Below are 26,888 nucleotides of genomic sequence, written 5' to 3' on the forward strand. Positions count from 1 at the left end.
CGGCTCTCTCACCGCCCCGGCCCCGTCCTTCTGGAAGGAGATCCACCATGCCCAGTCCTGTGACGTGGAGCGACGACGAGCAGCGCCGGTTCGTCGACGACGGCGTCCTCATACGCCGTGGCCTGGTCCACGGCAACGTCCTGTCCACGGCGCGCGACCTCGTCGGCGGCTGGCTGGCCGAGGCGTACGATCCCACGCGGCTCACCGCCTACACCGAACGCAGCTTCGCCCCCGAGCTGGAGGAGCACCCCGACCTCGTCGCCCTCTACCAGCGCAGCGGCCTGGCGGAGCTGGCCGGAGACCTGCTGCGGCCCGCGACGCCCGACCCGGTCACCCGGGCGCAGATCCAGATCCGGCTGCCGCACGGGGCCGAGCAACCCGTGAAGCGGATGCACGTCGACGGCGTCTCCTGCCCCCACCTGGAACCCCGCGACCTGCGCACGTTCACCTTCATCGTCGGCGTCGTCCTGGACGGCAGCGCCACCGCCAACGCTGGCGCTCTGCACTACGTGGCCGGCGGGCACCACCGGATGGCCCGATACTTCGCCTCGGACTGGACCCTGGGGCAGCCAGCCCAGACCCCCGACGACATCGACGGCCAGGACGGCACCGCCCTCACCGCCGAGCCCGGCGACGTGATCGTGATGCACCACCTCGTCCCGCACCGGGTCGGCATCAACACCAGCAGCACCCCGAGAGTGATGGCGTACTTCCGCATCCACCACGCCCAGCACCCCGACCTCGCCCTGCGCGCCCTGTCGGACCCGTGGCTGGAATACCCGGCGCTCGCCGACCTCGCCCGACCCGGCACCGCGTGAGAGGGCAGCGCACCGTGGACGTCCTCGCCCCCGACCAACTCGGCGATGCAGCCCGGCTCCTGGCCGCTGGGCGGATGGTCGCCGTGCCCACCCCGCGCTGGTACATGCTGTGTGCCCGCGCCGCCGACCCCGCCGCCATGAACGCAGTCTTCCGCGCCAAGCAGCGCCCCACCGCCAAGCCACTGCTACTCCTGCTCGACTCCTCGGCCACGGCCGAGGCCCTGTTCGACCTGAGCGGCGACGCCCGCCTGCTGGCCGACGGCCTGTGGCCGGGGGACCTCGCGCTGCGCCTTCCGTGGAAGCCGGGCGTCGAGACCGTCGCGGCGGTCGGCTCCCCGGCGCTCGTCGGATGCCCCGACGGGTTCCTGGGCCAGCTCGTCGCTCTGGCCGGCGAACCGCTGGCCGCCGCCGTGTGCAGCATCTCCACCCTCGCCGCTGGCGAGAGGGATCACCCGGCGCTCACCGCCGGCCAGGTCGCAGGCTTCGAGCGGACCACGGGGGCCGGGATCGCCGCGGTCGTCGACGGCGGGATCTGCCCGTACAGCCGGCACATGACCATCGTTGACTGCCCCGCGCGCGCCGCAGCCCGCCTTGAGCGCGAGGGCACCGTCCACGCCCGCGCCGTCGAAGCCGCTCTGACCCCGGCAGGAGGACCGCATGTGGGCTGACCTCGCCCGCCGCACGAACCGCCTGGTGCCCGACGCGTCGGTGGCCGCCGTCGCCGACGCGCTCGACTACCTCTGTCTCGCCCAGCTCTACCTGCGCGACAACCCGCTCCTGGCCCGCCCCCTGACCCCGGCCGACGTCAAGCCCCGACCGGCTGGCCATTGGGGAGTGTGCCCGCCCGTCAACCGCCTGCTCGCCGCCCTGGGCCCACTCCAGGCGGCCGTCCCCGACGGCTACGAGCTGCACGTCCTGCACGGCGCCGGGCACGCCGGGCCCTCCGCCCTCGCCCACGCCTACCTCACAGGCCGACTCGGCCGCGCCCACCCCGGCCTGTCCCAGGACGCGGCCGGGCTGCGCGAACTCGTCGCGGGCTTCCCCCTGGCCGACATCGGCGGGGAGATCACCCCGATGGTCCCCGGCCACCTGCACACCGGAGGCCAGCTCGGGCCCGCCCTCGCGATCGGGCAGGGCACCGTCCTCGACGCGCCCCACCGGCTGTCCGTGGTCCTGATCGGCGACGGCGAGTGCGAGACCGGGACGACCGCAGCGTCCTGGCTCGCCACCCGCGCCCTGCACGATACGGGCGACCACGGCACCGTCCTTCCCGTCGTCCTGCTTAACGGGCTGCGCATGGGCGGCTCGAGCCTGTTGTCCACCCTGAGCCGCGCCGAACTCACCGCCTATTTCACCGGCCTCGGTCACCGGCCCGTCTACAGCGACGGGCTCGACATCGGCCAGCTCCGCCAGGCGGTGGCCGAAGCGCTCGGCACCGCCCAGCCTCTGGGCATTCCGGGGCCGTCGAGCGTCCTGGTCCTCACCCTGGACAAGGGCCATGGCGCGCCCGACCGCCTCACCGGCACCCCGACGATCCACAAGACGCCGCTGCGCGACCCGGCCGGTGTGCCCGCCGAGTTCGACGCGCTCGCCGACTGGCTGGCCTCCTACCAGCCCACCCAGCTCCTGACCTCCAGCGGCCGGCCCCGGCCGCACCTGCTGCCCGCGCTCCCGCTGCCCCGGCCCGAGCCCGACGGCCTCCCGGCGCCGCGCGGCTGCGTCGCCGCCTCCGCCCAGGTCGCCGCCCAAGCCGCCGGCCGCCCGTTCGCGCAGGCGGTCCCCGAGGTCCTGCGGGCCCGGGCCGAGCAGGGACCGTTCCGCGTGTTCAGCCCCGACGAGCTGGCCTCCAACCGCCTCGACCTCACCGACGAGCACGGACGCCCGGTGCCGTGGGCAGTGGAAGTGCTCAACGAGGAGATGTGCCACGCCTGGGCCCAGGGCTACACGGAGACCGGCCGACACGCCCTCGTCGCCACCTACGAGGCGTTCGCGCCAATCACCCTCAGCCTCATCCAGCAGCAACTCAAGCACCGATCCGTGCGCCGGCACGCCGGGCTCGTCCCGCTGCCCAGCCTGGTCTACCTCCTGACCAGCCTGGGCTGGCACAACACCCTCACCCACCAAAACCCCAGCCTCACCACGGCACTTCTCGCCGGCAGCGACCCAACCCTCCACGTCCTCACCCCCGCAGACCCCGCGCGCACCGCCGCCGCACTCACCTTCGCCCTGCGCAAACTCGACCGATGCACCCTCGTCGTCGCCGGTAAGCACGGGAGCATCCACCACCCGCAGGAGACCCTCGACGAGGAACTGCGGCTCGGCATCGCGATCTGGCCCCACCTGACCCACCCCGGCCCCGGCGAGCCCGACCTGGTCCTCGCCTCCGCCGGCGACCTGCCCGCCGAAGCCCTGACCACCCTCGTCGAGCGGCTGCGCGCCGAACGCCCCTGCCTGCGCCTTCGGTACGTCCACATCCACGACCTCACGGCCCTTGCCGAGGACGGCACCCGCCCCCTCGCCCTCGCCCCGGACGCGTTCGCTCGCCACTTCGGCACCCGGGCGCCGATCGTCCTGGCCACCAGCGGGCACCCAGCCGACATCCACGCCCTCCTCGGACGCCGCCACCCCGGGCCCCGGCTCACCGTCCTCGGCTACCGCGACCCCGGCCGCCCCGTCTCCCAGGAACACCTACGCCAGCTCTGCGGCCTCGACGACGCCGGCCTGTGGCAGCTCGCCACCACCCTCACCGACATTCCGAAGGAGATACCCGCATGAGCACCCCGCTCCCGCCCGTCGCCCCCGACGCCGGCACCATCGACGCCTTCGAACGCGACGGGTACGCGATCATCCGCGACGCGATCTCCTCGGACCTGCGCGACCGGCTTCTGACCGCCGCCGAGAGGCTGCTGGCCAGCGACATCACCAAGGACCGCGACCGTGGTGGGGACGGCAAGGACGGCTTCCGCGGATGCCTCAACCTCGACCGCGCCTTCCTCCCGCTCCTCGCCAACCCGTCCGTCCTGCCCACCGTCGTCCAGCTCCTCAGTCCGAACATCCACCTGCTGTCCGCCCACCTCATCGCCCTGCCCAGCGGCCCGCCCCGCACCATCCGCATCCCCGAACGCCACGGCTGGCACCGCGACATGTACGGCGTCACCGCCGACCTCGGCGTCCCCGACACCCCCCGGATGGCGATCAAGGCGGCCCACTACCTCACCCCCGTCACCCCCGACTGCGGGCTGACGATGTTCCTCCCCGGCAGCCATCGCCTCACCGAAGAACCCGTCGTCCCCGTCGGCGCCATCGACCCGCCCGGCGCCGTCACCCTCGACATCGCCGGAACCGACGCAGTCCTCTTCGAGAACCGGACCTGGCACACCGGAGGCATCAACCTCTCCGGCCAGCCCCGAATCGCCCTGATGCTCCAGTACGGATACCGCTGGCTCCACCCCGTCGATGACCCGGCCACGGAACTTCGAGCCGACCCCGCTCTCACCTCCGTAGAACAGCAGCTCTTGGGCCTGCCCGACCGCCATCCGGACGGATCCCTCGCCAAGGGCAGCGGAGCCGCGCCCATGCGCTCGTGGTGGCAGTCCGGCCTGGCTGTTGCACACTGCCGGTAGAGCCGGGGCACGCCAACGACCCCACCGGCTACGAGCGCTGCAAGGGAGCACGACACCGTGAGCGAGCCGACCGCCGTCCTGCTCATCGGGATCACAGGCTCCGGCAAGACGCACCTTGCACAGGCCCTCTCCGCGAAGGGCCTTGTCCGCCTCAGCGTTGACGAGGAGGTTCACCGCCTCCACGGCCGGTACGGTGTCGACTACCCCGAGCACGAGTATTTCGAGCGCGAGGCCCCCGCACTCGAAACCGTGCGGGCGCAACTTACGGAGCTGCTGCGCGCCGGCCGTTCCGTCGTCCTCGACCACGGCCTCTGGCGTCGCTCCGATCGCGACGAGTGGAGAGAGGCCGTCCGGGCCGCGGGAGGGCGCTCCTTGCTCGTCTACCTGCCAGCGTCCAAGGAGGAACTCTTGCGCCGCCTCGCTGCACGCAACCAGCGCCGGGACGCCAATGCCTTGACCGTGACTCCCGAAGCACTGGACGACTTCTTCGCTCGGTTCGAACCGCCTACCGACGATGAAGGCGCCGTCACCTACAACGGTGACGCGGAGGTCATCCGCGCCATGGTGGGGTGACGCCCTCGGCCTCAGTTCCGAGCAGCGGCGCCAGGTGCTCGGCCATCACGAGCAAGGTCCGGTCCGAATAGGCCGGTCCCACGAGTTGTACACCGATCGGGAGGCCGTCGGCGCCGTGCGCAGTAGGCATGACCAGGCTGGGCAGGCCGACGTGGCTGGTGAGGTTGGCCCAGCCGGTCTGGTCGAAGAAGCTCCGTTCGGTGCCGTCGACCGTGAGGGATCGGCTCCCGGCCGGGATCGCGGCGGTGGGAGCGGCGGGCGTGATGAGGACGTCGTACTGACCGTCGGCGAAGAACCGGTGCCACGTCTGCTGGAGCCGGAGGCGCTCCTCGTTGGCGCGGAGCCAGGCGCGGTGTGTCTGCGTGCGGTGACGGAGGATGGCGGCTCGTGGGCTCGCGTCGTCCGTGTGCAGGTCACGGGCGGCGGCGAGTTCGGCCGCTCCGGCGTCGTCGTCGGCGGTGGCCGTCGTGGTGGCGTGGAGGAGCTGCTCGAAGAGGCGGAGGGACTCGGCGAAGCTGACCGGCCCTGTGGTGCGGTGGAGACTGGTGCCGGCGGAGGCGAGTGTCCCTTCGAGGGCGGCGAGAGCGTCGGCGGTGTTGCGGTCGACGGGGCCGCTTGCGTCGTCGGCCCATACCGCCACGCGGAGTTGGCCGAGCGGGCGCTGCGCCGTGGACAGCGTGACGCTCCAGGGGGTGTTCTCGTCGGGTGACGGTGTCGTCAGCGCGGCGAGGAGCAGGTCGAGGTCTCGGGGGTGGCGGGCGAGGGGGCCGGGGGTGACCATGTCGCTGCTGGTGATCCATCCCGGCGGTCGGGGGATGTGGCCGCGGGCTGGGACGAGTCCGTGGGTGGGGCGCAGGCCGTAGACGCCGCAGTAGTGGGCGGGAAGCCGTAGGGAGCCGGCAAGGTCGCTGCCAAGGTCGGCGGGGGTCAGGTAGGCAGCGACTGCTGCGGCGGGGCCGCCGGAGGAACCGCCGGTGGTGTGCTTGAAGTCGTGCGGGTTGAGCGTGGGGCCGAACACGGCGTTGTCGGTGTGTAGGTCCTGGCAGTACGCCGGGGTGTTGGTCTTGCCCATGATGACGGCGCCTTGGTGGCGGAGTCGGGCGACCGCGTCGGCGTCTCGTGCGGGGACGTGGTCGGCGAGGTCTTCGGCGCCGCTTGTGGTGCGCAGGCCGGCCGTCTCGAAGCTGTCCTTGATCGTGAGGGGAAGGCCGTCGAGGACGCCGGTGCTCTTGTTGCGGGCGCGGCGTTCGTCGGCCGCGTGCGCGGCGGCTCGGGCCGCGTCGTCGTCGCGGGTGACGACGGCGTTGACGTGGCTGGCGTCGATCCGGACGAGGTGGAGGTCGAGCAGCTCGCGGCTGGAGATCTCGCGGCGGTCCAGGGCCTGGAGCTGGACGTGAGCGGGCTGGTGGGTGAGGTCATTCGTCATGCGGAGACCTGCTCAAGGTGGGGGGCTCGTGCGGGCTGGCGGGGTAGGTGGCGAGCGACGTCGAGGAGAGCGTCGATGTCGTCCATGGGCCGGCTGGTCGGGCGTTCGGAGTCAGCGAATTCGACGAGCTGGTCGGGCGCCGGGCGGGCGCCTGCGGCCCGGGCGGCGATTCCGGCGAGGATCTGGTCGGCCGTGACGGCTGCAGACAGCTCCTGGCCGTGAAGCCCTCGGGCCCGGTGATGGGCTTCGCTGGCCTCGCGGACGGCGGCATCGAGGTATTGGCGGATCACGAACCGGCCGTCCCGGATCTCGACGGCTCGGCGGTAGAGCCGGATCGAGATGCGGCGGAAGCGGCGCCTGTGGGCCGGGGCGATTCTGTCGATCGGCAGCTCGATCTCGGGCGCTTCGCTGTAGAAGGCCAGCCACAGGGGGCGCAGGCCGTAGTAGCTGCGGTACTGCTTGATCCGGTACTGGACGCTCTGGGCCTGGTCGCTGATCCTGGGCGCGAGCCAGCCGATGAGCGTGAGCATGGCGCCGACGTCGCCACAGGTCCAGGCGAAGCCCTCCCATTCTGCGAGGGAGGTGTCGAAGGCGCCGGCGATCACGTTGCCGATGCGGACGGCGCTGTATCCGAGGGTGACGGTGGCCCCGAGGGCGACGATGCGCAGGCCGACGCGGACGGACCCGCGGGCGCTGCGGCGGGCCAGGCGCCAGCAGGCGCGGGCGAGGGACAGCTCCCCGATGGTGTAAGCCGTGATGTACAGGGTGAGGTACGCGGCGTACCAGTCGTCGTGGGCGTAGTACAGCGTGAAGTCGATCGGATGAGGCGCGCTGGGCGTCAGCAGGGCGAACAGCACCAGCAGCCCTACGATCACCGCGAAGCCGGCCCCGAGCCACCCTCGACTGCGCCGACGGGCGACCTCGGGCGGAGATCCCCAGTAGGTGAGGACCACCTGCTGGCAGGCCAGGAGCGCGACCACGCAGCCTTGCGCGAGGGGCACGGAGAGGTTGACGGTGCCGAGCGCGCGGTCGAGGTAGTTCCACATCGGCGTGATGGAGAACAGGAACGACAGTCCTGACAGCAGGAAGACGGCGGCCAGCGCGGTGGAGGCAGGGTCTCGGCGGCGGGTCGGCACGTCGCGCAGGAGGCAGAGGAAGCCGAGCGTGGCGACGACGAGGCTGATCGGATGGAGCAGGTCCTTCACGGCCGGGCCTCCCGTCGGCGCAGAAGCGTGTGTGTGACCCGGTCTTGGACTTCGTCCCCGGAGGACTCGTCGCTGCGCAGCCACCGGTCGATGATCTGGTGCTGTAGCAGCGAAGCGAGGAGTTCAGTGTCCCGCTCCTCGTCCTCGTCGTACTTGGTGCGCCCCAGCATCATCTGGACGGTGGCTGGGTCCACGCTGGTGATGAAGGCCGGACCCAGCGCGGAGACCGGTCGGTTTTCGTGGTGGCCGAGCAGTAGGTGGCTGAACTCGTGGGCGATGATGTGGTCTTGGTGCAGGGAGCTGGTCCGCGGGTCGTAGAACACATGGACGGCACGCTCCGTGACGGCGCATGCCCCGCACACCGAGGGCGCCTGCTCCCGGGGCTCTAGGACCACCGTCCGTCCGGTGCGGCGAGAGACCACGTCGCTGAGATCGCGGATATTGGTGACGTGCGGGAGATTCAACTCGGCCAGGAAGTCAGGCCGGCGCAGCCTACGTGCAGACCACATCGCTTTTCCTTGATCACTTACTGAACTAGGGCCGTTTTACACGCCAGTTGAGGGCGGCAACCCCTCGGACTTTCGTACACTCTCGACGATCCCCAGGACGGCATCTTTTCCGTCTGCGGAGACGTCGGATAGACGAAGAAGGACGCTCTTGATCTTCGCGTCGCGAAGCAGTGCGAGCAACTCAAGCTCCTGCACGGTCTTTTCAGCGACGACATCGTCGAACCAATAGGCGGGATCCACACCGAAAAACCCTGCGAGCGCTTCGAGATGACGCTTCGTCGGGTTATCGCGCTGCCCCGTCCGCAGGAGCCACAGGTACTGGGCCGACAGCTTGCCCAGCCCCCGCTTCTCCATCATTTCGGCCACTTCAGCATTGCTGAAGGGGCCGCGATCGGGCGGGTGCACCGTGTCGAACAGGCGGTTTAGGCGGTCCATGAGCCCCTTGGGGGCCCCCTGACCTTCGGTCGACTCTTCCATGATCCTTCCCGGGCGGGCTCCGTAAGTCACTTCAACCACCCTACCCCGCGATAAACACCAGTTGACGGGCCGATCCCACGTATGGAACGTTCTTCCTCACCAGCACGTTTCCGCGTGGCGCGCACCGCCCGTTTCGGGTCGACCCGTCCGTTTCCACCGACAGAAGTACGCCGGGCGACGTGGCGCAAGCCACATACGCCCAGCGAACATACGTCACGCCTGGCACGCAAGGATTTGACCTTCGACCGGAAAGCACGGAGGCAACAGTGGAAACACCTCATCCGCATCGCATTTCCGCTGCGGGAAATATCAGACACCTGCTCCAATTCGGACACGATGGAACGCTCTCGGCGTTCAGGGCAACCGCGGTAACGATGCTCTTCGACGCCGGAGGACGGCCCGTACCGAGCCCCACAGACGGCTCTGGCGGTAGATCGCGTGGTGACTCTCTGCAACCAGTACAGAGTTTAAGAACCAAGTCTGGATCTTGACACGGGTCCGTGCGTATGTTCGTCGTCCCCGGGCAGCACCGCCCGCGACGACGGAAGCGAGGAGCCAGCAAGCACGGACCGGACCGAGAAGGTCCGCAATACAGCGACGGCGCCCGAGAGCGGTAACTCACGGACGCCGAACGCTAAGCGGCATACCCGCCCCGGCAAGGGCGGAGATTGCCCACCATCACCACGCTGAGTCCTTCCAAGGGGCGCGTCAGCGTGGCAACATTGCAAGGGGAGTGTCGCATGCCTCCTGCCCTGCGCAAAAGGCCCTTCCGCCTGGCCTGCGCGGCAGCCACCTCCGCCTCGGCGCCTCAGCGCCCCGAGCCGGACCGCACCATCCTGGCCCCGGCGAGCCGCCGGATCCGCCCGCTCGTCGGGAGCGGCCGATGAGCAGCGAAGCCCGCGAGTGGGTATGGGAGCACAGCTCCAGCCGAGGGGCCGCGCGCCTGGTCCTGCTGTCGATCGCCGACCGGGTGGCCGACGAGCAGTGCATCTCCTGGGCCTCGCTGTCCAGCCTGGCCAAGCGCACCCGTGCCTCGGTCTCCACGGTGCGCGAAGCCGTCGAGCGCCTGCTCTTGGCCGGCGAGCTGGAACAGCTCGACGACCTCGTCGGCCCGCAGCGGAGCACGGTCTACCGCATGCCTCTCGCCGCCGAAGCGGTCGCCCAGGCCCAGCGCGAGCAGCAGGAGCAGGAGGACAGCGACACGGCGGCGGCAGACGAGACCGCCGGCCCCGCGAAGCTCCGGCTCTCGGCTCTGCGGCGGTACGGAATCCGCCCGCGTGAGGTGCCGGAATCCCCGGCGAGGGTCCGGAAACCGGCAGTACCGGAAACCGGCAGGTCGAGGCGGAAACCGGCACAGCGACGTACCGGCCACCGGCACAGCGATGTACCGGCCACCGGCACACAGAACCGTAGTGAACCTGATTTGAACCGGAGGTACAGCAGTAGTGGTGCTGCCGTCCTCTCGGCTGCCGAGTGGCAGGTCGACCCCGCCACCCTCACCTGGACCCGCCAGCAAGGGCACCTCGACCGCCTCGGCGAGCAGGGCCTGCGAGCCGCCGACGCGAAGTGGCGCGCCCACCGGGCGGGCCACACCCCGAGGCCGGCGGAAGCCTGGGCTGCCGACTGGTGCTCCTGGGTCGCCCGGGAGCACGCCCCCAGCCGCCCGAACCTCTACGCCGTGCCCGGCAAGAACACCGCCGCACCGGGGGGCATGACGCGGACGGAGGCCCACACCGCCGCCCTGCTGGCCGCTCTGGACGAGCCGACCGGAACGGAGGGCTGACCGTGGACCGCCGCGAAATCGCCGCTCTGCTGGCCTACATCGGCCGGCTCGACCCCCGCACCATCCGCACCGACCAGGGCGAGGCGCGCGACCAGCTCGCCCAGTGGCACGAGCTGCTCGGCGATGTGCCGATGGCCACCCCGCACGGCTGGGACGTCCGCGTCGCCGCTCGCCAGCACATCCGCACCTCGCCGTACCAGATCCTTCCCGCGGACCTGGCCCGTCCCTGGGAGAGCTACCGTCGCGACCGTCTGGCGAGGCACTCCGACCCCACGCCGTCCGTCGACCCGGACGACCAGGCCGCCTGGACCGCGGAGCTGGCCGGCACCCGCCGCGCCGTCGCCGCCGGTACCGCGCAGCCCGCGCAGGCCCGAGCGATCACCAGCGGTCGCGACGGAGTCGACCCGAAGCTGGAGGCGCGGCTACGGGAGATCGGCTCCTGCATACCGCCCGCCGCCCGAGCAGCCCTCGCGCCCCACCGGCCCGCCCGCGCTGCCCGTGAGGCCGCTGTCGCGCAGGGGCTGCCCGATGCCTTGAGCGTGCGGTGCGAGTGGTGCCTGGCCCAGCCCGGCGAGCCGTGCCGCCGCCGGAGGATCGGTCCCGACGGCGGGGCTCGTGGAACCGCCCCGCGCGCGACCCCGCACCCCGGCCGCCTCGACCTCGCCGCCGCCCAGCAGGCCCAGCGCAGGGAGCAGGCCCAGCAGCCCGCCCTGGCCTGACCGGCGCACCCGGCGCGTGCACCCCGTCCGCTGCACCGCCACCCGACCTCACCGTCCCGCACCGGCTGCGGCGCACGCCCACGCGCCGCAGCCGGCACCCGACGCCGCACCCGCCGAGCACCGCGCCCGCCGGTCGGCGCGGCAGCACATCGGAGACCCGCCTTGCGCCACATCACCACCCACGACGCGCCAGCCACCGGCCTGCGCGGTATCGGAGACACCAGCTGGCACACCCGCGGAGCGTGCCACGGCATGGACGTCGAGGACGCCGACGCGGTGTTCTTCCCCGGGCCCCGGGATCACGAGGAGATCGCGGAGGCGAAGGAGCTGTGCGGCTGGTGCCCCGTACGCCGCGAGTGCCTGGACTTCGCCCTGGAGAACGTCCTCAAGGAGGGCGTCTGGGGCGGCCTGACCGAAGCGGAGCGGCGCCCGCTGCACGACGGCCTGCACCAGCGCCTGGACTACCGGCGCGTGACCGCCTTCTTCCTGGGGCGCGACGTGCACCTGACCGAGGCCGAGCGGCAGGTCGTCATCGACCACGCCTACGTCCGGGGCTGGCGGCCCGACCGGCTCGCCGCCGCCCTGCAGATCAGCCACAAGCACGCCCGCGACCTGCTCCGGCAAGCCGCCAACAAGGTCCTCGACCGCGACCGCAACTACGGCGTGCCCCGCCCCAAGAAGAAGCGGAAGAAGACCTCCAAGACCAAGGGCACCCCCACGCCCGCAGCTCCCGGCACCCAGCAGCCGACAGGCCGCCCGGCAGCGTCGTCCCCGGCGCACGCCCCTCTCGGAAAGGCAGCATGACCCACCCCGTCCTCGCCTTCGGTGTTACTTCGGACCTCCCTCTCCTCCTGGCCGCCGTCGTGCCCGCCGCCCTCGCGCTCGTGCTGACCGCGTGGACCATCCGGCGCCGGGGAACCCGCTCGCAGAAACGTCTCGGCGGTCCGGCGGTCAAGGTCGCCGCCGTTGCCGCCCTGGGCTGCACCGCCTACAGCGCCGACACGAGCTGGCGCTTCGCCGCCGACTACCTCGACATGGCCGGCACCGCGGAGCGGGCCGGCATGTTCGCCGCCGCGGAACTCGCTCTGTTCGCCACCGCGCTGATGGCACGGCAGAACCTCGCCGTCCAGGGCGCCCCCGGACTGCCGGGCACGCTGGTCTGGGTGATCACCACAGTGCAGGTGATCCCCGCCTACGCCGAGAGCGGCCCCATCGGCGGCACGGTCCGCGCCTTCGTCGGACCGGTCATGGCGGCGATGCTGTGGCACCTGGCCATGGGCATCGAACTGCGCCTGCGCACCCCCGGCGCCGCCTCGAACGGACTGATCGCCGTCCTGGGCCGAGAGGCACGCGAACGGCTGCTGTCCCGCCTGGGCATCGCCGCGCGAGACCGCGACGCCGCACAGATCACCCGGGACCGGGCCACCGCCCGCGCGGTCACCCTCGCCGCCCGCCTCGCCGAGCGCACACCCGAAAAGCAGCACAACCGTCGCGGCCGGAGGCTGACCCGACGCCTGTCGAAGGCGGTCGGCAGGGCCTCGGTCGGCACCGACCCCCTCCAGCGGGCACAGCTGCTCGACCAGCTCGCCGCCCGGCGACACGCGCTCGCGCTCGCCACGGTCCCGCTCCCTTCTCCCTGGTCCCCGGCGCACAGCAGCGCATCGGCGGCCACGGTCCCCGCACAGCCGACATCGAAGGTGCCGGTCGCCGTCCCCGGTCCCGACGGTTCCGACGAGCCGGTCCCGGACCGAGGAGCGAGGACTCCTTGGGGACCGGTCCTCGAGGAGGCGGACCCGGAAGCCAAGGTCGGCTCGGGGACCGAGGACAACGAAACGGGAACGCACGCGGGGACCAAGCCGCCTGAGGTCGGCGCGGTCCCGGGGACCGAACCCGCCGATCCAGAAGCCGCAGCGCGAGGCGCCGGAGCCACGGGGACCGACCGCAATGCGCGAGAAGTAGCAGCTCAGGGCGCAGATTCCCATCGGGGACCGGAACTCGCGAAGTCGGGGACCGAGAGCGCCGAGGATCGAGGACCGACCACCACCGAGTCCGGGACCGAGACCACCCAGGACCGAGGACCGACCACCACCGAGTCCGGGACCGAGACCACCCAGGACCGAGGACACAAGGTCCCACTCCGCCGGAAGCCGGCCAGGAAGTCCCGGACGAAGAACAAGGACAAGCGTGCCCGGTCCCGCTCTCCGCAGACCGAGCGCCAGGCACGCGAACTGGGCGAGTCCGAGCGCCAGCTTGTACACGAAGTGCGTCCCCATGTTGCCGCCCTGCTCGAACGGGACGGCAACGGAGCGATCACCCGGGTCCAGCTGCGCGAAATCATCCGCCGCCAGGACCTGACGGGTGTCGGGAACGACCGACTCGGCCTCGTCCTCCAGGAGCTGCGGAACGAGGACATCACGACCACGAGGAGCACCGCCCGATGAAGACCTGTCACCAGTTCGACACCGTCCGCGCGGAGTACGAGCGAGAGATCGGCTTCATGCTCGCTCACTCCGAGCGGCACGCGGGCAGGCCGGCGGCGAAGTCCAGTGCGAAGCAGGCTGCCTCGGCGAAACAGCGGATGGCTCGCGCGCTCAACAGCCACATCGGGCGCTGCCCCGAGTGCGGCTGAACCGACAAAACCCCAGCTCAAAGCCCATACCCGCAAAGGTGGCCCGACTCCGTGCCGGGCCACCGTCCCGCTCAGGAGGTACGCCGTGATTCCGCGTCCATCTCGTTCTTCCGAGCCCACCACCGCCGAGGCCGATGCCTGGGCGGACGTCCTGGTCCGCCGGCAGCTCTTCCACGCCGTCGTCCTCACGCCGACCGAGCAGTGGCTCGTCCAGGACCGCCCCGACGGACTCGTCCGCCTCCTTCAAGGGCCGGACGACCTCCTCGCGCTGGCCGCGACCATCCAGCACCACACCCGCACCACGAGGCCCGAAACCCGATGACGAACCCACCCAAGAACGGCACCACCCCGGAACCTGCTCACAACTCCAACTCGGTCTCGGGGCGAGCAAGTTGGGGCGGAAGCGTAGCTTCCGCCGAACCCGCCCCCGAGGGGGTGGGAGAGGACCTGCACCGGGGGGCGCAGGTCCTTCAGGCTTCAACCGGGGGCGGATCGAAGCCGGGGCAGGAGGAGAAGCAGACTGAGCCGCGCGCCCGCCGACAGCGCACTCCTCGTGCCCGCCAGCGTCCGCGCCAGTCACCCGAGAAGAAGCGCCTGCACCAGCCCAACACACGTTTCAACGATGATGAGTTCGCCCTGATCAAGTCCGCCGCCGCCCAGTGCAATCTGTCCGTCGCCGGATTCCTCGCCCGCTCCGCGCTCGCCGCCGCCCGCGACCTCGACCGCACCAGTGCCGAGATCGCCGACGAACGCGAAGTGATCACAGCCCTGTTCGACAGCAGGCGTCGGCTCGGCTGGGCCGGCAGCAACCTCAACCAGGCAGTCAAGGCGCTCAACTCCGGTGCAGACGTTCCTCAGCTCGAAGCGGCCGTCGCCGCCGTACGGCGGGCCGCCGACACCGCGCACGAAGCCGCCACACGGCTGATCGAGCACCACGGCTCATGATCCCCAGCGTCAACCCGTCCGGGTCGGACACCAGAGGTCTCCTCTACTACCTCTACGAGACCGGCAAGTACGAGGACCACACCGACCCCCACCTCGTCGCCTCCTTCGACGGCTTGTCCCCCGACCCCGGCCGCGACCCGAACGCCACCCTCAAGGACCTCCAGCAGCTCCTGGACCAGCCCGTGATGGCCCTCGCCAAGCACGCACGCCCGGCCAAGCACGTATGGCACACCTCCGTACGCGCCGACCCCGGCGACCGGATCCTGTCCGACGAGGAGTGGGCCGACATCGCCCGCCGCATCGTCGCCGCCACCGGCATCGACCCCGGCGACGGACAGCCCGGCTGCCGCTGGGCCGCCGTACGCCACGCCGACGACCACATCCACATCGTCGCCACCCTCGTCACCGAGGACGGCCACCGCCCCGACGACTTCCGCTCCGGCGCCCGCGCCCAGGCCGAAGCCCGGCTCATCGAGAAGGAACTGGGCCTCCACCAGGTCGCGCCGGGCGACGGCACCGCAGCCCAACGGCCCACCAGCGCCGAGCGCCATAAGGTCGAACGACAGGGTCGCGAGCGCACCGCCCGCGAGGAACTGCGCGAAACCGTACGACGCGCGGTGGCCGGGGCGAGGAGCGACGAGGAATTCTTCGACCGGCTCGCCGCCGCCGGCCTCCTGATCCGCAAGCGTGCTGCGCCCTCCGGCGACCTGCTCGGATACAAGGTCGCCCTGCCCGACGACCTGAACAAGGACGGCGAGCCGGTGTTCTATCCCGGCGCGCGCCTGGCCCCCGACCTGTCGCTGCCCCGCATCCGCGAGCGCTGGGCCGGTGAGGCCCAGGACGTTCCGGCTGCCCGGCGGGAGGATGCGATCCGTACGGGGCCGGGCAGTCCGGCCGCCGCGCGCCGCGGGACGGCTTCGGCCGTGTGGCAGGCCGTGCTCGTCGTCGAGCACGGCGAGGACGCGGTCGCCGCCGCCCACATCGCAGCGGCCGGCGAGGTCCTGGATGCCCTCGCGAAGACGTCCGCTGCCCACACCCGCCGCGAACTGCGCGACGCAGCAACGGCTTTCGAACGGGCCTCGCGGTCTCACGTCCGCGCCATACGCGGGCACGACCGAGCCCTGCGGCAGGCCGCCCGCAACCTCGTCCAAGGCGGCCCGGCCCTCGGACGCGGCGAGGACGGAGCCACCACGGCCATGGCCATCGACATGCTGTTCTTCCTCATCACCGCCGCCGCGCACTGGCACGCCAGGAAGGGCCACGCCCAGCAGGCCGAGGCCGCCACCCGGGCCGCCGAGCACCTGCGCACCGCCTACCAGACCGCCGCCTCACAGCCCCTCGGCGTGCTCTACCAGCGTGGCCGGCGTCTGAGCCGGCCGATGCTCCAGCGGCAGACCGTGCTGCTGCGCGAGGCGCTGCCGGAGCTGTCCGAGCAGATCCTCGCCGAACCCGGCTGGTACGCCCTGGCGGCGACCCTCGCGGAAGCCGAAGCCGCCAGCCACGACCCGGCCGCCCTCCTGTCCGACGTCGCCGGACGCCGCGAACTCGGCACCGCGGACTCCATCAGCGACGTGCTCGTGTGGCGGATGCGGCGGACCGCCGACCTGCCCGCCGACGCCTCCCGCCTGCCCGAGACCAGCACCGCAAGGAGCCGGTCCGCAGCACGTGGGACGCCCACCAGGCCCTCCGCGCCCGGCAGGCCGCGCAGAGGAGAGGAGACGTCGCGTAAACCCCGGTGAGCCCGTCAGGCGCTGGCACGCGGCCTCAGCGCATCACCGCGAGAAGGGACAGCGCCACCGCTCCGCCCGCAATCCACAACATGGTCGTACGCCACATCGGACCTTGGTGGCGGCCAGATCCGATGCCGAGGCCGTCTGCATCCGTGCACGCGCAGGACGGACGGGCATGGCGCAGGTGGGGCGAGTCGAGCCAGTAGGCGTCGTGAAGTTGAGCGGTCGAGGCAGACAACGACGTCTGATCGGGTACACCGTGGCAACACCGCCGCGCCGTACAGGAGCACGCACCGTGGCCAACTCGCCCTCTGGGCAACCGAGAAACCCGAGTACCCCTGCCGACCTGGCCGGAGGCGACTGTGGACTTTGTGAATTGAAACCGCCGGGGGCGTGGGGCACGATCATGAAACGCGCAGGACGAAGTGACGAGGTAGAGGAGGGCGCCAGGGTGTTTCACCGGATACGCCGCCGGGCCAAGGAGCCGAGCGAAGCTCAGAGGCAGTTCGCCGAGCTGCATGCGCAGCTGCAGGGCCAGGTCCCGCCCGGCTTCGGAGTGCCGGCGCCTGAGCCGGAGCCCACCGAACCGGCCGCCGTCGTGGACGACTTCCTTCCGCCGGAACTGCGCGTGCCGAGCCACGACCAGGTCGAGGGCAAGATGATGCCGTGGAAGCAGCCCCTCGTCCTCGACGGCGAGATGGCCGCCTGCACCGAGTGCGGCGCATACCGGGACTGGCTCATCCTCTCCACCCGTGGCGAGATCTGGCTGCGCTGCCGGGCAGGCCACCAGCAGCACGAGACCCGCATCGACACCGCCTGGTACAACCGGCACTCCGGACCGGCGGACGCGACGCACGCCACGTTCGAGGACTGCCTGCGCCACCTCGGGCACTGACCACCACTCCTACGACCCCACCGGGCCCGCGGGCCCGCACTGACCACCCGTCGCCTAGTACCAAGGGGTCAGTTCCGTCATGCGCGTTCGCGTCGCCACCACCGCCCTCGGCATCACCGCCGCCCTCCTCGCTCTGCCCGCCTGCTCCACCGACACCACCGGGGGAAAGCACCAGACCTCCTCCGCCGCCCGGACGGGAAAGCCGGCCGACGCCGTCCAGGAGCCAGCCGCGCTCTCCTCGGCCGCGCTCGAGTCCCGCCTGCTCGACCAGAGCGAACTCGACAGCGGCTACCTGCCCAAGCCGGAACGTCCGGCCCAGCACGACGACGTCACCGTCATCGGCTGCCCGGCCCTGAGCGAGCTGGGCGGCGACGCGGCGACTGGCGGCACGCTCGCCTTCCCGCACAAGGCGAAGGCGGACTTCACCTACGGCGGCAGCTCCTCGGAGATCTCCGAGGAGTTGTACAGCGACAGCGCGAAGAAGCTCTCCGACGGCATCGACCGGATCTTCGACGCCATGGCCGGCTGCCCGACCTATCAGGTCGTCGCGGGCGGCACCCCAGTTGACGTGACCTCGCAGAAGCTGCCCTCACCCCACACCAGCGGTGACGAGCAGTGGAGCCAGCTCCTGACGTTCACCGCCGCGGGACGGAGCACCGTGGTCAAGCAGACCGCGATCCGCGACGGCAGCCTGCTGCTGATCGTCTCCGGCTCCCCGGCCCTCGTCGACCGCCACCTCGACAAGGCCCTCGCCAAGGCCACGTCAACGGGCTGACCTGCGTGCACGTCACGCTGCTGCCTCCGACCACCGCGGGTCGGGGGCAGCAGTGCGTTACTGGATGGCTCGTTGAGCGGCGCGAGCGGCTTGGCCTGGTACCCAGGCTCGGACCTGGCCGGGCTGTACGTAGAGCACGTTCGGGAAGCAAGAAGTCCGGCACCCCAACTGGGAGGGTGCCGGACTGCGATCGTCGAGAGTTGCGCGCTGGACGCTAGATGGCCGGCGCGCGCAGGAGGCGCTCCTGGGTGGCCTCGGGCAGCACCCGCCGCAGGACCGGTGCGGTCGAGCTGAGGGAGGCGGCGAAGGCGGCGACGAGATCGTGCGGGACGCTGGCGGCGAAAGATGCCGCCCACAGACACGGTGCGCCGAGCGCGGGCTCGGCCCACGCCTGCCATCCGGCCGGCCCCGTCTCGTCGGCCTCGGCGGACAGGGCATGCGGGTCGGCGTCCTGGATGAGGGGCGGGACCTCGCCGAGGCTGATGTGTGAGGTGAACGTCGGGTCCGTCGCTGCCGCCTGGGGCTGGTCGATGTCGCGGAACCATCCGTGGGCGGCGACAGCGTCAAGGACCAGCTCGGCTCCGGCGAGCGGCACGGCAGGCTGGTCGCTTGCGTCGAGCGCGGCGAGGAAGTCGGCCACCGCCTCGCCAGGGACGTCGCGGGTGAAGTAGGCCGACCACTGGGCGAGCGGGCTGCTCGCCTCGGCCCGGGCGGAGATCTGCCAAGCGATCGGCAGCTCGCCCAGGTGGAACGGCTCGTCCGCCAGGCCCCACTGGGCCCAGCGCAGGGCGTCGGGGCTGATGTGCAGGACGGTGCTGCGCAGGACCTGGCGGTCCTCCGGTGCCTCGTCCGGCTCATGACGTCCGCGGACGATCGTCAGGCTCGTCCAGCCCAGGCCAGCGAGCGTGTCGGCGACGACGTCGTAGAGGCGCCCATCGTCACCAGCCAGGTGCCGGGGGCCGACCCAGAACGCGGGCTGGCCGCCGCGCGGCGTGGACGAGTCGGGCGGGAAGTCGGGGTACAGGGGCGCCTCCAAGGGCTCGGTGCGGGTCTAGTTGCCGCCGGCGCGGCGGCGGGGGCGGCGCGGGGGTGCCTGGACGGGTCCCTGCCACGTCAGCTCGATGGCGACCTCCGGTGGCAGGTGGCCGAGCTGTGCGTCCTCGTCACGCCCTTCAGCGAGGTAGACGACGGTCCGGCCGGTCTCGTCGACCGACTGCAGGACCTGCGCCAAGCGGTGGGCCATCGGGAAGAACGGGTTCATGGCCTGGCGGACCGGAGCATTCGGGTCGCAGCCGGACAGCAGGTCGATGAGATCGTCGACGGTCATCTCCGGGGACGTCACGAACAGCCTCCTGAGGTGCGGGGAAACGGGGCGGTGGAGCGGGCCGCCGTTCGGACGGACAGCTCGCTCACAGGGCGGGCATTGTCTGACGGTGTCCGCGCTGTCAGAGGCGGCGTGAGGTCTCCAGCACGCGCGCTACGGCGGCAGCAACAATGTCGGCCGGCGTCTCGGTATCGAACGACAGGTGGTAGCCGCGGACCTTGGCGGTGCCGGTGATGGCGATCTTCCATCCCTCGCCGTCCGTGCCGGGGCGACCGAGCGGGAACCAGCCGAGATAGAACCTGCCGTCCTTGCTGCTGACGTGCACGTCCGCGCGGTCATCGACGATCAGGTGGAAGTCCTCGGCGGAGAACTGGTCCATGACCAGGGTCGGTTGACCGGGGCCGAGCTGCCACTCCCGCAGTCGCAGGGCTTCGACGGTGGTGGAGAAACCGGGGCCCACAGGGGCTACGGTCACGAGCAATCACCTCTCTGACCTGGGGTTTCTTGCAAGGTCGTCTACGTTGACATGCCCTCGCACTCGTTGGCCAGTCTTTCCGCGATCTTTCCTGTCTGCCCCCGGCGAACTGTCCGTTGCCAATGAATTGTGGGATCTCAGATGGTGTGGCCAAATTTCACGGCCCTTGGCCACCTCGTTGCCGATTGGCCACGGATCTGAGATCCCCGAGCCACCTTGCTCGCACTTTTGGGTGCAGCGGCCCCCCGCCCGGCCGCATGGCCCGACCTGCGGGCTACGGTCGGGCCATGAGCACGCGCGCGTACGAAGGAACATCCTGGCCGGAGCCGTCCGGGCCTTACGGCGCAGTCCTGCGGAGAGGAACACGAGCCCTCGCGCCCCCGTAACCGCCCCGTCGTCCCCGCTCGATGCGAGTGCTCGTCGTACCGGCCATCCTGCTCGTGGCCCTCCTGCGGACCCTCGCGAGCGCATCCACTGCGCGGCCCTCGTCCGCCACGCCCCCTGCCGTCCCTGACTGGTCGACCTGCCCCAGCAGCCGCCCGCCGCCGAACTGGCCTGGACCCGCGCTGGCCCCGTACCGAGGACACCCGGCAGACACCTGGCTCCGCACCCCGGCACCAGGTGGCTCCGCCGTCTTGGTGGCGGCCGTCGCCACCGCCGTACTGCTCACGGCGCTCGCACGCGTCTGAAGGGAAACACGACCATGCCGGACCTCCGCGCCGAAGTGCGTGCGAAGACACTCGACCGCATTACTTCCTACCAGGGGGCCAAAGACCGCTGGAACCTGTTCCGCAGCCTCAAGAACCTCATCGAACAGGCCATCCGCGACTACGAGCACCGCGCCCTGGTGGAGCTCCTGCAGAACGCCCACGACGCTCATGACACGGGCGACTTGGGAGGCCGGGTCCTGATCAGGCTCGACCACGACGAGGGGCCGCACGGCGCGGTGTACGTGGCGAACACCGGGCGGCCCGTCAGCCGCAGCAACTTCGACGCGATCACCGACATCGCCCAGTCGGACAAGCGCCCGGAGGAGGGCATCGGTAACAAGGGGATCGGCTTCAAGAGCGTTCTCCAGCTGACCGGAGCGCCTCAGGTCTACTCCGTCTCCGAGGAAGGCGGCCGGGTCTTCGACGGCTACCGCTTCACCTTCGCCGACGAGACCTCGCTCAAGGACCTCCTGGACGGCGACGCCACTCTCGCGGCGGAGGTGGCCGCCGACGTCTTCCACCTCTGCCTGCCCGTGCCCCTGGACAGCGTTCCCGACACCGTGAACGCCTTCGCAGCAGACGGATACGTGACCGTGCTGCGCCTGCCGTTGAAGAGCGAGGAGGCCCGAGCCGAGGCGGCCGAACAGCTGACCATGCTGTCTGCCGGCCCGCCGGTGCTGCTCTTCCTGCGCCGGATCGGCTCGCTCACTGTCGAGGAGCGGCAGGACGGCATGGTCGACCGGCGCACCCTGGCCCGGACCGAGCGGGCGGACGCCGAACTCGACCGGCTCACGGTCAGTACGGTGACCGTCGGCGACGGCGGCGCCTTCGTCCTGCTCGACCGGCAGGTGGCGGCTGAGGCTTTCGCCGACGCGGTCGAACGCAGCGTGCTCGGCGACCACATCAGCGAGGGATGGCGCGACTGGCAGGGAGACGCCCGGGTCACGCTCGCGATTCCCGTCGAGGAAGGGTTGACCAAAGGACGCCTCTACACTCACCTGCCGATGGGCGAGCAGGCCGTTGCCCCCCTTCCGGCCCATGTGAACGCGCCCTTCTTCGCGAAGCTGGCCCGCGTGGACCTCGAGAAGACGGTCCCACTCAACGACTTCCTCCTGGACGAGCTGGCTCTCCTCGGGGCCGAGACGCTCCTCGCCTGCTCCGCCGGGACCCTGGAGCTCCCACCGACCCTCTGTGCGGACCTGCTGAGCTGGGACGCATCTATGTCCGACCGGCTGTCCCGGGCCTTCAAGCGCCTCGGACACGAGGTCGGCACCGCCCCGATCATCCCCCTGGCCCCGGGCGCGCGGCCGTGGGCCTCCCTCACGGAGGCCCGGCTCTGGGACGACAAGGACCGGACCCTGTTCACGACCGACCGGCTGAGCCGGGACGCGGACGCCGTACTCGTACACCCGTCCGTCACCGGGCAGCGTGCGGCCCGGCTCGAGAAGGCCGTCGCCACGCTCGTCGGCCGCTCACCCCGGCCGTCGGATGAACTACTGGCGAAGTGGGCCGAGAGCCTGGCGCGCAGCCTCGCCGACGCGCCCTTTCGGCCGGAGTTGTGGGCCCGCTTCTACGACGAGCTCGCCGGCTGCGTCGAGCGGCCCCGCGCACTCCAGGGCCGCCGCATCCTCATGGACGACGACGGAAAGCTCCGGCTGTGCAACGCGGCCGACGGCAGGGTCAGGCGTGCCACGGCCTTCTTCTCGCCCAGAGCGGACGGCGAGGAACAGGCAGGATCCACGGAGCAAGGCCCCCGCCTTCCACGGTCGCTGCGCCACCGGGTCTTCTTCGTGTCGCGGAACATCCCGTGGAAGAACCGGCTCGGCAGCATCACGATCAAGCAGCGGGGCCGCCGGATGCTCGAAGACGGCGGTCTGGTCAACGAGTACCGCGCCGACGAACTGGTGGCACTGGTCGCCCGCTCCCTTCAGGACAAGCCCACGCCGGAGCTCGCGGCGGAGGTCCTCGCCTGGGCCTTCCGGCTCTCCAGGAGCGACACGGCACCGTGGCGGGACATCCAGGCCATGGGGCTGCTCGTCCCCGGCGCCGACGGTGTGTGGATACTCGCCTCGAAGGCCCTGCTCTGTGCCGAGTGGGGCGGAGAACGAGCGAAGCTGCTCGGAGAGCTCATTGACCGCGCGCAGGATGTCTCGGAGGAACTCGCGGTGCTCCGGGGCCGCTTGACCGCACCCCCGGAGCACCAGGCATTCCGGGGCGCGGACCGGGCGGAGTGGCGTGCCTTCCTCGGGCGTCTGGGGGTCGGCGCGGGGCTCTGCCCCGAGCCTGTGCCCCGCTCCACCCTGCGGGCGGACGGCCGTCACTTCACGGACGGCAGGCCCCCGACGATGTCCCTGCCGCAGGCCACCGCGGAAGTCTGGCTGCGCCATGTGGAGAGGGAACCCCCCACGGATCGGCGGCCGTACACCGAGTACGTGGGCCAGACTCCTCTGTATCGGCTGCCCGGCCAGGACGACCACCCCCATCTGTCCGACGCCGCGAAGCGGGTGTACGCCCGGCTCGTGGCCGCCGGTTGCTCCGAGTGGGCCGCCGATGCCCTCCACGTCACCGTGCGGCGCTACAACGACCGGTGGGACTCCTTCAGCCTTCCCACGCCGGTGACCGCCTTCCTCGCCGAGGCCGAGTGGATGCCCGTCGCGTCCCCGCGCGAGCGCGCCGACTGGCGCTTCGTACGGCCTGAGGCCGCCTGGACGCACGGGGACGAGGCCGCCCCGTCGTTCGTCCCCCTGCTGCCCTCGGCGCTGCGCCGTGCGTTCCAGGCGAACGACCGTGCGGTCCGTCGCGCAAGAGGCTGGGGACTTGAGCGGTGGGACTCCCCGGAGACCGCCGCGCGTCGGGTCCGCGAGCTCACCGAGCTCTTCCGCGACGGCGCCGTCCCCGAGACGATGACGGCCGCATTCCGCCGGGCGTACGAGGACGCCTGGGCGGAGTGCGCCCAGACGCGCCAGGACCCCTACCCCCAGGGCTCGGAGGCGGCGGTCGTCGTCAGCCGGGGCGGTCGGCTCGAAGCTGTCACACTCGCCGACGACACGGACTCCCCGAACACCGTGGATCACCTGTACGTGGAGGACACCGACGCACGCCAGCTCGTCCAGCTCCTCGAACAGCGCGGTGCCCCGTTGCTCCGCATGCGCAACATGCACGGGGGCGCGGTGGCCGCGCTCCTCCAACGGTGCTTCGGCTCGCGCGTCCGGAGGATCTCCCGAGCACGAGTCGAAGTCCGGGTGGACGGAGAGGCGTTCCACGCCGGGACCGCGGGCGACCCGCTGATCACGTCCGAGCGCGACTGGCTCCTCACCCTCGTCGCGGCCGTGATCGACCTGCGCGCCAGCCGCTTCCGCCGCCCCACCGCGGAGTCCGTGCGCCGCGGTTGCGCGATCGCCAAGCGCATCCAGATCGTCCACGCCGGCGTCCTGACCTCCGTCGTGGACGAGATCGCCGAGCGGCCCGGCCACGGCGGCAGACGGTGGCTGGCCGTCCCACACCAGGACACCCCGACTCTCCTGCTTGAGGGGCCCAGCCAGGGCGAGGAGGACCTGCTCCAGCGGTCCGCCGCGGGGATCATGGAACTCCTCCACCACCCCGAACTCGCCGACACCCTCCGCATGGCCCTCCTCGACCTGAACACGGCCGGCTGGGGCCCGGGTCAGAGCCCGGACGCCGACGCGATCGCCGACGTCCTGGGCGAGGACCGGGCCCGGGTGCGCGAGATCACCGCAACCCTGCGACAGCCCCTGGACGCCCTCCTGGACATCCTCGTGCCACTGCTCGCGACACTCGACCTCGAAGCAGCCCACGCCCTCCTGTCCAACGACGAGGCCCTCGCCTCAGAGACCGAACTGGACCGCTGGCTCGCCGCCCGGCTGACGCCGACGGACCACCGGACGCTGCGGGCGGCGGCCCGCCACCCCGACCTGGACACCGCCCGCAGGGCCATGTCGCTGTCGCTGCGCGAGCTCAACGCCGCGATCGCCGCCCTCGGTTCGACCTACCGGCCGCTGCGCAACGCCGAGGGCATCGAGCAGGAGTTCCGGCACTTCGTCGCCGGCCGGCGACGAAGCATCCTGGACGCGCTGCGGGTCGGCTTCCTGGACGCGTTCCGGTCCGGAGCCCCCCTGACCTCGTACGCCGAGAACCGGAATTTGACCGGACTCGTGCCGGACACCGCCTGGGCGGACGAACACCTCCATCTGGAGACCGCCCTCATGCAGGCGCACGTCGACCGCTGGCTCACCGGACTCGGGGCCCCGCCGCTCGGTACGGACGCGGGGCTGACGCCCGTGGACGAACTCCGGCTGACCAACCGGCCCCTCCTCCTGGAACGGCTGAAGCGCGCACGGACCCTGATCCACGCGTGGGAGGCCGCGCACGGCGAGCCCATCTCCGGCCTCCCGGGGGACCCGGAGAACCTCACGACCGAGGCCACTGCCGCCGGGCTGCTCGACTTTTTCCCGCTCGACGACGCCACGACGCTGCGCTGGCTCCGAACCGGAGACCGCTGGCCCGCCTCCGTCCCGCTCGCCCTGACACCCGGAGACCTCGGCCTGACGACTGGCCAGCTGGACGACGCCGAACGGCAGGAGAAGAGGGAGCGGCGGCTGAGGCAGGAGGAGCGGCGGCACATCGTGGTGGACCGCACGAGGATGTCGGCGGAGGAGGACAACTACCACGCGATCGTGGAGGCCGTACGGGGCGGCCTCACCGCCGAGTTCCTCGGCTCCGCGGGCGACGCCCCGCTCGTCGCACTGGGCCGGCAGACACAGCGGCCCCCCGGCGCCGGGCGCCCCGGATTCTCCGCTGGCCGACGGGGCAAGCTCTCCGACACACAGGCGCTCGCGGTCGGACTCGCGGGGGAGGTCGCCGCCCTCGCCTGGCTCATGAACCGGTACGACGCCGTGGACGAGAGCGCGTGGGTGTCGGGCTACCGCAACAAGGTCCTGGGTGACGGCATGGGCGACGACACGCTCGGCTACGACCTCATCGTCGAGAGGAAACGGTCGAGCCTGCTCTTCGAGGTGAAGTCCTCGGCCGGAGGCGAGGGGGAGTTCGTCCTCTCGCCCACCGAGATTGCCCGGGCGCGCTCCCTGAAGAAGCGAGAGACGTACCACATCCTGTACGTCTCCCACGCCCTCGACGCCGACCTGCGGAAGATCCACCTCCTACCCAACCCGCTCCACCCCCGGTCGGCCCACTTCTTCCGCTCGGTCGGCGAGGGCCTGCGCTACAGGTTCCAGCTGTCGCGGACGGGGGAGCGCCGGACGGGGACCTGAGCGAAATAAATGCTTTGCAACCCAATCCAGTCGGGCCAAGTCAACGCACTGACGTTTTCTCAGCGGTGGTCATTTCCAGATTCTGTTGAGGGTGAGGGCGGCGCGGGCGATGTCGCCGATCCGGCTGGGGCTGAGGGTGATGTACTGCAGGGTGCGCCAGCGCTGCTTGAGTTCGGCTGCGGCACGTTCACCGAGAGCTCGGACGCCTCTGATCAGGCTGTTCGTGGTGCGCGTATCGGCGTCCAGGGCCCGTTCGGACCGGCCCTTCGGGCGGCGGACGGGGACGAGGATGCCGATGCCGGCGCCGATGTAGCCCTTGTCGGCCAGGGTGGGCAGGCCGTCGGCCGCCGCCTTGTACAGCGCGGGGAGCGCGTGGATGCGGGCGGCGGTGATATCGGGGGTGGAGCCGGGCTCCACCTCGGAGACCCACAACGGGGCGCCGTCCGGGGCGGACAGGAACTGTACGTTCCCGCCGAATGCCCTGTGCTTCTGGCTGAACCACAGGTCGTTGCCGTTGTCGCGGACGCCGGCGAGGCGGTCCGTTTCGATGAGCGTGCCGTCGAGGATCACGTGGGTCATGCCCTCTTGTTGGCAGCGGTCCAGGACCTCGTGCAGGTCGGGGGCCTGGGCGGCGAGGACGTCGATGCCTTCGTGCAGGTAGCGGTAGCCGGTGGCCTGGGAGATGCCAGCGTCGCGGGCCAGGCAGTGGACGCAGCCGCGTTCGCGGAACCAGCGCAGGACCAGCACGGCCTGGCGGAACGAGCCGAGCGCGCGGCTGCCGCGCGGGGTGCCGATTCGGCGGCGGTGGGCAGCGAGCAGACGCGAGAGGTGGTCCACGACGTGGCGCGGGACATCGAGCGTGGCAACATAGGTGACCAACGTGAAGCCTCTGGTGGTTACGGACATGATCTTGTGGTGAGACCTGTCCTACCAGGGGCTTTACGTCTGTCCACGGCCGGGCCCAGCTCGTCCGGCCTGCTCACG

The 26,888-nt window shown here is 71.3% G+C and carries 24 protein-coding genes; 16 read left to right on the forward strand and 8 right to left on the reverse strand.

From position 1 onward, the window contains the following. Positions 1–47: 47 nt before the first annotated feature. Genes ACTYVM_RS34625 through ACTYVM_RS34645 form a run of 5 tightly spaced genes read left to right on the forward strand, consistent with a single transcriptional unit; the run spans position 48 to position 5,014 of the window. On the forward strand, positions 48–818 hold the full coding sequence (locus tag ACTYVM_RS34625; RefSeq protein WP_445529751.1) for a phytanoyl-CoA dioxygenase family protein: 771 nt from the start codon (positions 48–50) through the stop codon (positions 816–818). Next, positions 815–1,486: an L-threonylcarbamoyladenylate synthase gene (locus tag ACTYVM_RS34630; RefSeq protein ID WP_445529752.1), complete on the forward strand. Its 672-nt coding sequence runs from the start codon at positions 815–817 to the stop codon at positions 1,484–1,486. The genes ACTYVM_RS34625 and ACTYVM_RS34630 overlap by 4 nt, the downstream gene beginning before the upstream one ends. Beyond that, a complete protein-coding gene (locus ACTYVM_RS34635) occupies positions 1,476–3,593 on the forward strand; it encodes a phosphoketolase family protein (protein ID WP_445529753.1) in 2,118 nt (705 codons plus the stop codon). The genes ACTYVM_RS34630 and ACTYVM_RS34635 overlap by 11 nt, the downstream gene beginning before the upstream one ends. Then, positions 3,590–4,441 carry a phytanoyl-CoA dioxygenase family protein gene (locus ACTYVM_RS34640; RefSeq protein ID WP_445529754.1) on the forward strand — a complete coding sequence of 284 codons (852 nt, stop codon included), beginning with the start codon at positions 3,590–3,592 and terminating at the stop codon, positions 4,439–4,441. Before ACTYVM_RS34635 ends, ACTYVM_RS34640 begins: the two co-directional genes overlap by 4 nt. Positions 4,442–4,498: 57 nt before the next feature. Next, positions 4,499–5,014, forward strand: coding sequence for a P-loop nucleotide/nucleoside kinase family protein (locus ACTYVM_RS34645; RefSeq protein WP_445529755.1), 516 nt, complete (start codon positions 4,499–4,501; stop codon positions 5,012–5,014). On the opposite strand, the gene ACTYVM_RS34650 is transcribed toward ACTYVM_RS34645, so the two are convergent. The 4 genes from ACTYVM_RS34650 to ACTYVM_RS34665 are packed head-to-tail and all read right to left on the reverse strand — an operon-like array spanning position 4,992 to position 8,631. After that, positions 4,992–6,440, reverse strand: a complete 1,449-nt coding sequence (locus ACTYVM_RS34650) for an amidase family protein (RefSeq protein ID WP_445529756.1) — start codon at positions 6,438–6,440, stop codon at positions 4,992–4,994. The two genes, ACTYVM_RS34645 and ACTYVM_RS34650, sit on opposite strands and share 23 nt — an antisense overlap. Further along, the gene (locus ACTYVM_RS34655) at positions 6,437–7,645 is read right to left on the reverse strand and encodes an MAB_1171c family putative transporter (protein ID WP_445529757.1); all 1,209 of its coding nucleotides are present in this window, start codon (positions 7,643–7,645) and stop codon (positions 6,437–6,439) included. Before ACTYVM_RS34655 ends, ACTYVM_RS34650 begins: the two co-directional genes overlap by 4 nt. Beyond that, entirely contained in the window at positions 7,642–8,154 is a 513-nt protein-coding gene (locus tag ACTYVM_RS34660) for a hypothetical protein (RefSeq protein ID WP_445529758.1), read from the reverse strand. Before ACTYVM_RS34660 ends, ACTYVM_RS34655 begins: the two co-directional genes overlap by 4 nt. Before the next feature lie 36 nt (positions 8,155–8,190). Further along, a complete protein-coding gene (locus ACTYVM_RS34665) occupies positions 8,191–8,631 on the reverse strand; it encodes a helix-turn-helix domain-containing protein (protein ID WP_445529759.1) in 441 nt (146 codons plus the stop codon). 883 nt (positions 8,632–9,514) lie between these two features. Between ACTYVM_RS34665 and ACTYVM_RS34670 the strand changes: the two genes are divergently transcribed. The 10 genes from ACTYVM_RS34670 to ACTYVM_RS34715 all read left to right on the forward strand — a co-directional run bounded on the left by ACTYVM_RS34670 (position 9,515) and on the right by ACTYVM_RS34715 (position 18,107). Continuing rightward, the gene (locus tag ACTYVM_RS34670) at positions 9,515–10,414 is read left to right on the forward strand and encodes a helix-turn-helix domain-containing protein (RefSeq protein WP_445529760.1); all 900 of its coding nucleotides are present in this window, start codon (positions 9,515–9,517) and stop codon (positions 10,412–10,414) included. A 2-nt stretch (positions 10,415–10,416) separates the two neighbouring features. Further along, complete coding sequence (locus tag ACTYVM_RS34675; protein WP_445529761.1) at positions 10,417–11,133, forward strand: zinc finger domain-containing protein; 717 nt, start codon at positions 10,417–10,419, stop codon at positions 11,131–11,133. Between the two features lie 162 nt (positions 11,134–11,295). Further along, on the forward strand, positions 11,296–11,937 hold the full coding sequence (locus ACTYVM_RS34680; RefSeq protein WP_445529762.1) for a WhiB family transcriptional regulator: 642 nt from the start codon (positions 11,296–11,298) through the stop codon (positions 11,935–11,937). Continuing rightward, positions 11,934–13,574 (forward strand): hypothetical protein, encoded by a 1,641-nt coding sequence (locus tag ACTYVM_RS34685; protein ID WP_445529763.1) that lies wholly within the window; start codon positions 11,934–11,936, stop codon positions 13,572–13,574. Before ACTYVM_RS34680 ends, ACTYVM_RS34685 begins: the two co-directional genes overlap by 4 nt. Beyond that, positions 13,571–13,762, forward strand: a complete 192-nt coding sequence (locus ACTYVM_RS34690) for a hypothetical protein (protein ID WP_365225244.1) — start codon at positions 13,571–13,573, stop codon at positions 13,760–13,762. The genes ACTYVM_RS34685 and ACTYVM_RS34690 overlap by 4 nt, the downstream gene beginning before the upstream one ends. 85 nt (positions 13,763–13,847) lie before the next feature. Beyond that, a complete protein-coding gene (locus ACTYVM_RS34695; protein WP_445529764.1) occupies positions 13,848–14,084 on the forward strand; it encodes a hypothetical protein in 237 nt (78 codons plus the stop codon). Then, positions 14,081–14,707 carry a plasmid mobilization protein gene (locus ACTYVM_RS34700; protein WP_445529765.1) on the forward strand — a complete coding sequence of 209 codons (627 nt, stop codon included), beginning with the start codon at positions 14,081–14,083 and terminating at the stop codon, positions 14,705–14,707. The genes ACTYVM_RS34695 and ACTYVM_RS34700 overlap by 4 nt, the downstream gene beginning before the upstream one ends. Next, a complete protein-coding gene (locus ACTYVM_RS34705; RefSeq protein WP_445529766.1) occupies positions 14,704–16,446 on the forward strand; it encodes a relaxase/mobilization nuclease domain-containing protein in 1,743 nt (580 codons plus the stop codon). Before ACTYVM_RS34700 ends, ACTYVM_RS34705 begins: the two co-directional genes overlap by 4 nt. 442 nt (positions 16,447–16,888) lie before the next feature. Beyond that, a complete protein-coding gene (locus tag ACTYVM_RS34710; RefSeq protein ID WP_445529767.1) occupies positions 16,889–17,332 on the forward strand; it encodes a hypothetical protein in 444 nt (147 codons plus the stop codon). 79 nt (positions 17,333–17,411) lie between these two features. Then, positions 17,412–18,107 carry a hypothetical protein gene (locus ACTYVM_RS34715; RefSeq protein ID WP_445529768.1) on the forward strand — a complete coding sequence of 232 codons (696 nt, stop codon included), beginning with the start codon at positions 17,412–17,414 and terminating at the stop codon, positions 18,105–18,107. 214 nt (positions 18,108–18,321) lie between these two features. On the opposite strand, the gene ACTYVM_RS34720 is transcribed toward ACTYVM_RS34715, so the two are convergent. The 3 genes from ACTYVM_RS34720 to ACTYVM_RS34730 form a co-directional block, all read right to left on the reverse strand. Beyond that, the gene (locus ACTYVM_RS34720; RefSeq protein ID WP_445529769.1) at positions 18,322–19,143 is read right to left on the reverse strand and encodes an SPDY domain-containing protein; all 822 of its coding nucleotides are present in this window, start codon (positions 19,141–19,143) and stop codon (positions 18,322–18,324) included. Between the two features lie 15 nt (positions 19,144–19,158). Continuing rightward, positions 19,159–19,449 (reverse strand): hypothetical protein, encoded by a 291-nt coding sequence (locus ACTYVM_RS34725; RefSeq protein WP_445529770.1) that lies wholly within the window; start codon positions 19,447–19,449, stop codon positions 19,159–19,161. 103 nt (positions 19,450–19,552) lie between these two features. Further along, positions 19,553–19,906, reverse strand: coding sequence for an SPDY domain-containing protein (locus tag ACTYVM_RS34730; RefSeq protein WP_445529771.1), 354 nt, complete (start codon positions 19,904–19,906; stop codon positions 19,553–19,555). 703 nt (positions 19,907–20,609) lie between these two features. Between ACTYVM_RS34730 and ACTYVM_RS34735 the strand changes: the two genes are divergently transcribed. Continuing rightward, entirely contained in the window at positions 20,610–25,904 is a 5,295-nt protein-coding gene (locus tag ACTYVM_RS34735; RefSeq protein WP_445529772.1) for a sacsin N-terminal ATP-binding-like domain-containing protein, read from the forward strand. A gap of 69 nt (positions 25,905–25,973) precedes the next feature. Here ACTYVM_RS34735 and ACTYVM_RS34740 read toward each other — a convergent pair whose 3' ends face one another. Next, the gene (locus ACTYVM_RS34740) at positions 25,974–26,783 is read right to left on the reverse strand and encodes a transposase family protein (RefSeq protein WP_445524258.1); all 810 of its coding nucleotides are present in this window, start codon (positions 26,781–26,783) and stop codon (positions 25,974–25,976) included. Positions 26,784–26,888 lie beyond the last annotated feature (105 nt).

Source organism: Streptomyces cyslabdanicus (assembly GCF_052663305.1).

Excerpts from the sequence above, each read along its gene's own strand:
- ACTYVM_RS34640 (WP_445529754.1), top strand. The coding sequence starts at position 3,590 with ATGAGCACCCCGCTCCCGCCCGTCGCCCCCGACGCCGGCACCATCGAC.
- ACTYVM_RS34715 (WP_445529768.1), top strand. The coding sequence starts at position 17,412 with ATGCGCGTTCGCGTCGCCACCACCGCCCTCGGCATCACCGCCGCCCTC.
- ACTYVM_RS34665 (WP_445529759.1), bottom strand. The coding sequence starts at position 8,631 with ATGGAAGAGTCGACCGAAGGTCAGGGGGCCCCCAAGGGGCTCATGGAC.
- ACTYVM_RS34670 (WP_445529760.1), top strand. The coding sequence starts at position 9,515 with ATGAGCAGCGAAGCCCGCGAGTGGGTATGGGAGCACAGCTCCAGCCGA.
- ACTYVM_RS34685 (WP_445529763.1), top strand. The coding sequence starts at position 11,934 with ATGACCCACCCCGTCCTCGCCTTCGGTGTTACTTCGGACCTCCCTCTC.
- ACTYVM_RS34690 (WP_365225244.1), top strand. The coding sequence starts at position 13,571 with ATGAAGACCTGTCACCAGTTCGACACCGTCCGCGCGGAGTACGAGCGA.
- ACTYVM_RS34700 (WP_445529765.1), top strand. The coding sequence starts at position 14,081 with ATGACGAACCCACCCAAGAACGGCACCACCCCGGAACCTGCTCACAAC.
- ACTYVM_RS34650 (WP_445529756.1), bottom strand. The coding sequence starts at position 6,440 with ATGACGAATGACCTCACCCACCAGCCCGCTCACGTCCAGCTCCAGGCC.
- ACTYVM_RS34660 (WP_445529758.1), bottom strand. The coding sequence starts at position 8,154 with ATGTGGTCTGCACGTAGGCTGCGCCGGCCTGACTTCCTGGCCGAGTTG.
- ACTYVM_RS34635 (WP_445529753.1), top strand. The coding sequence starts at position 1,476 with ATGTGGGCTGACCTCGCCCGCCGCACGAACCGCCTGGTGCCCGACGCG.
- ACTYVM_RS34705 (WP_445529766.1), top strand. The coding sequence starts at position 14,704 with ATGATCCCCAGCGTCAACCCGTCCGGGTCGGACACCAGAGGTCTCCTC.
- ACTYVM_RS34735 (WP_445529772.1), top strand. The coding sequence starts at position 20,610 with ATGCCGGACCTCCGCGCCGAAGTGCGTGCGAAGACACTCGACCGCATT.
- ACTYVM_RS34625 (WP_445529751.1), top strand. The coding sequence starts at position 48 with ATGCCCAGTCCTGTGACGTGGAGCGACGACGAGCAGCGCCGGTTCGTC.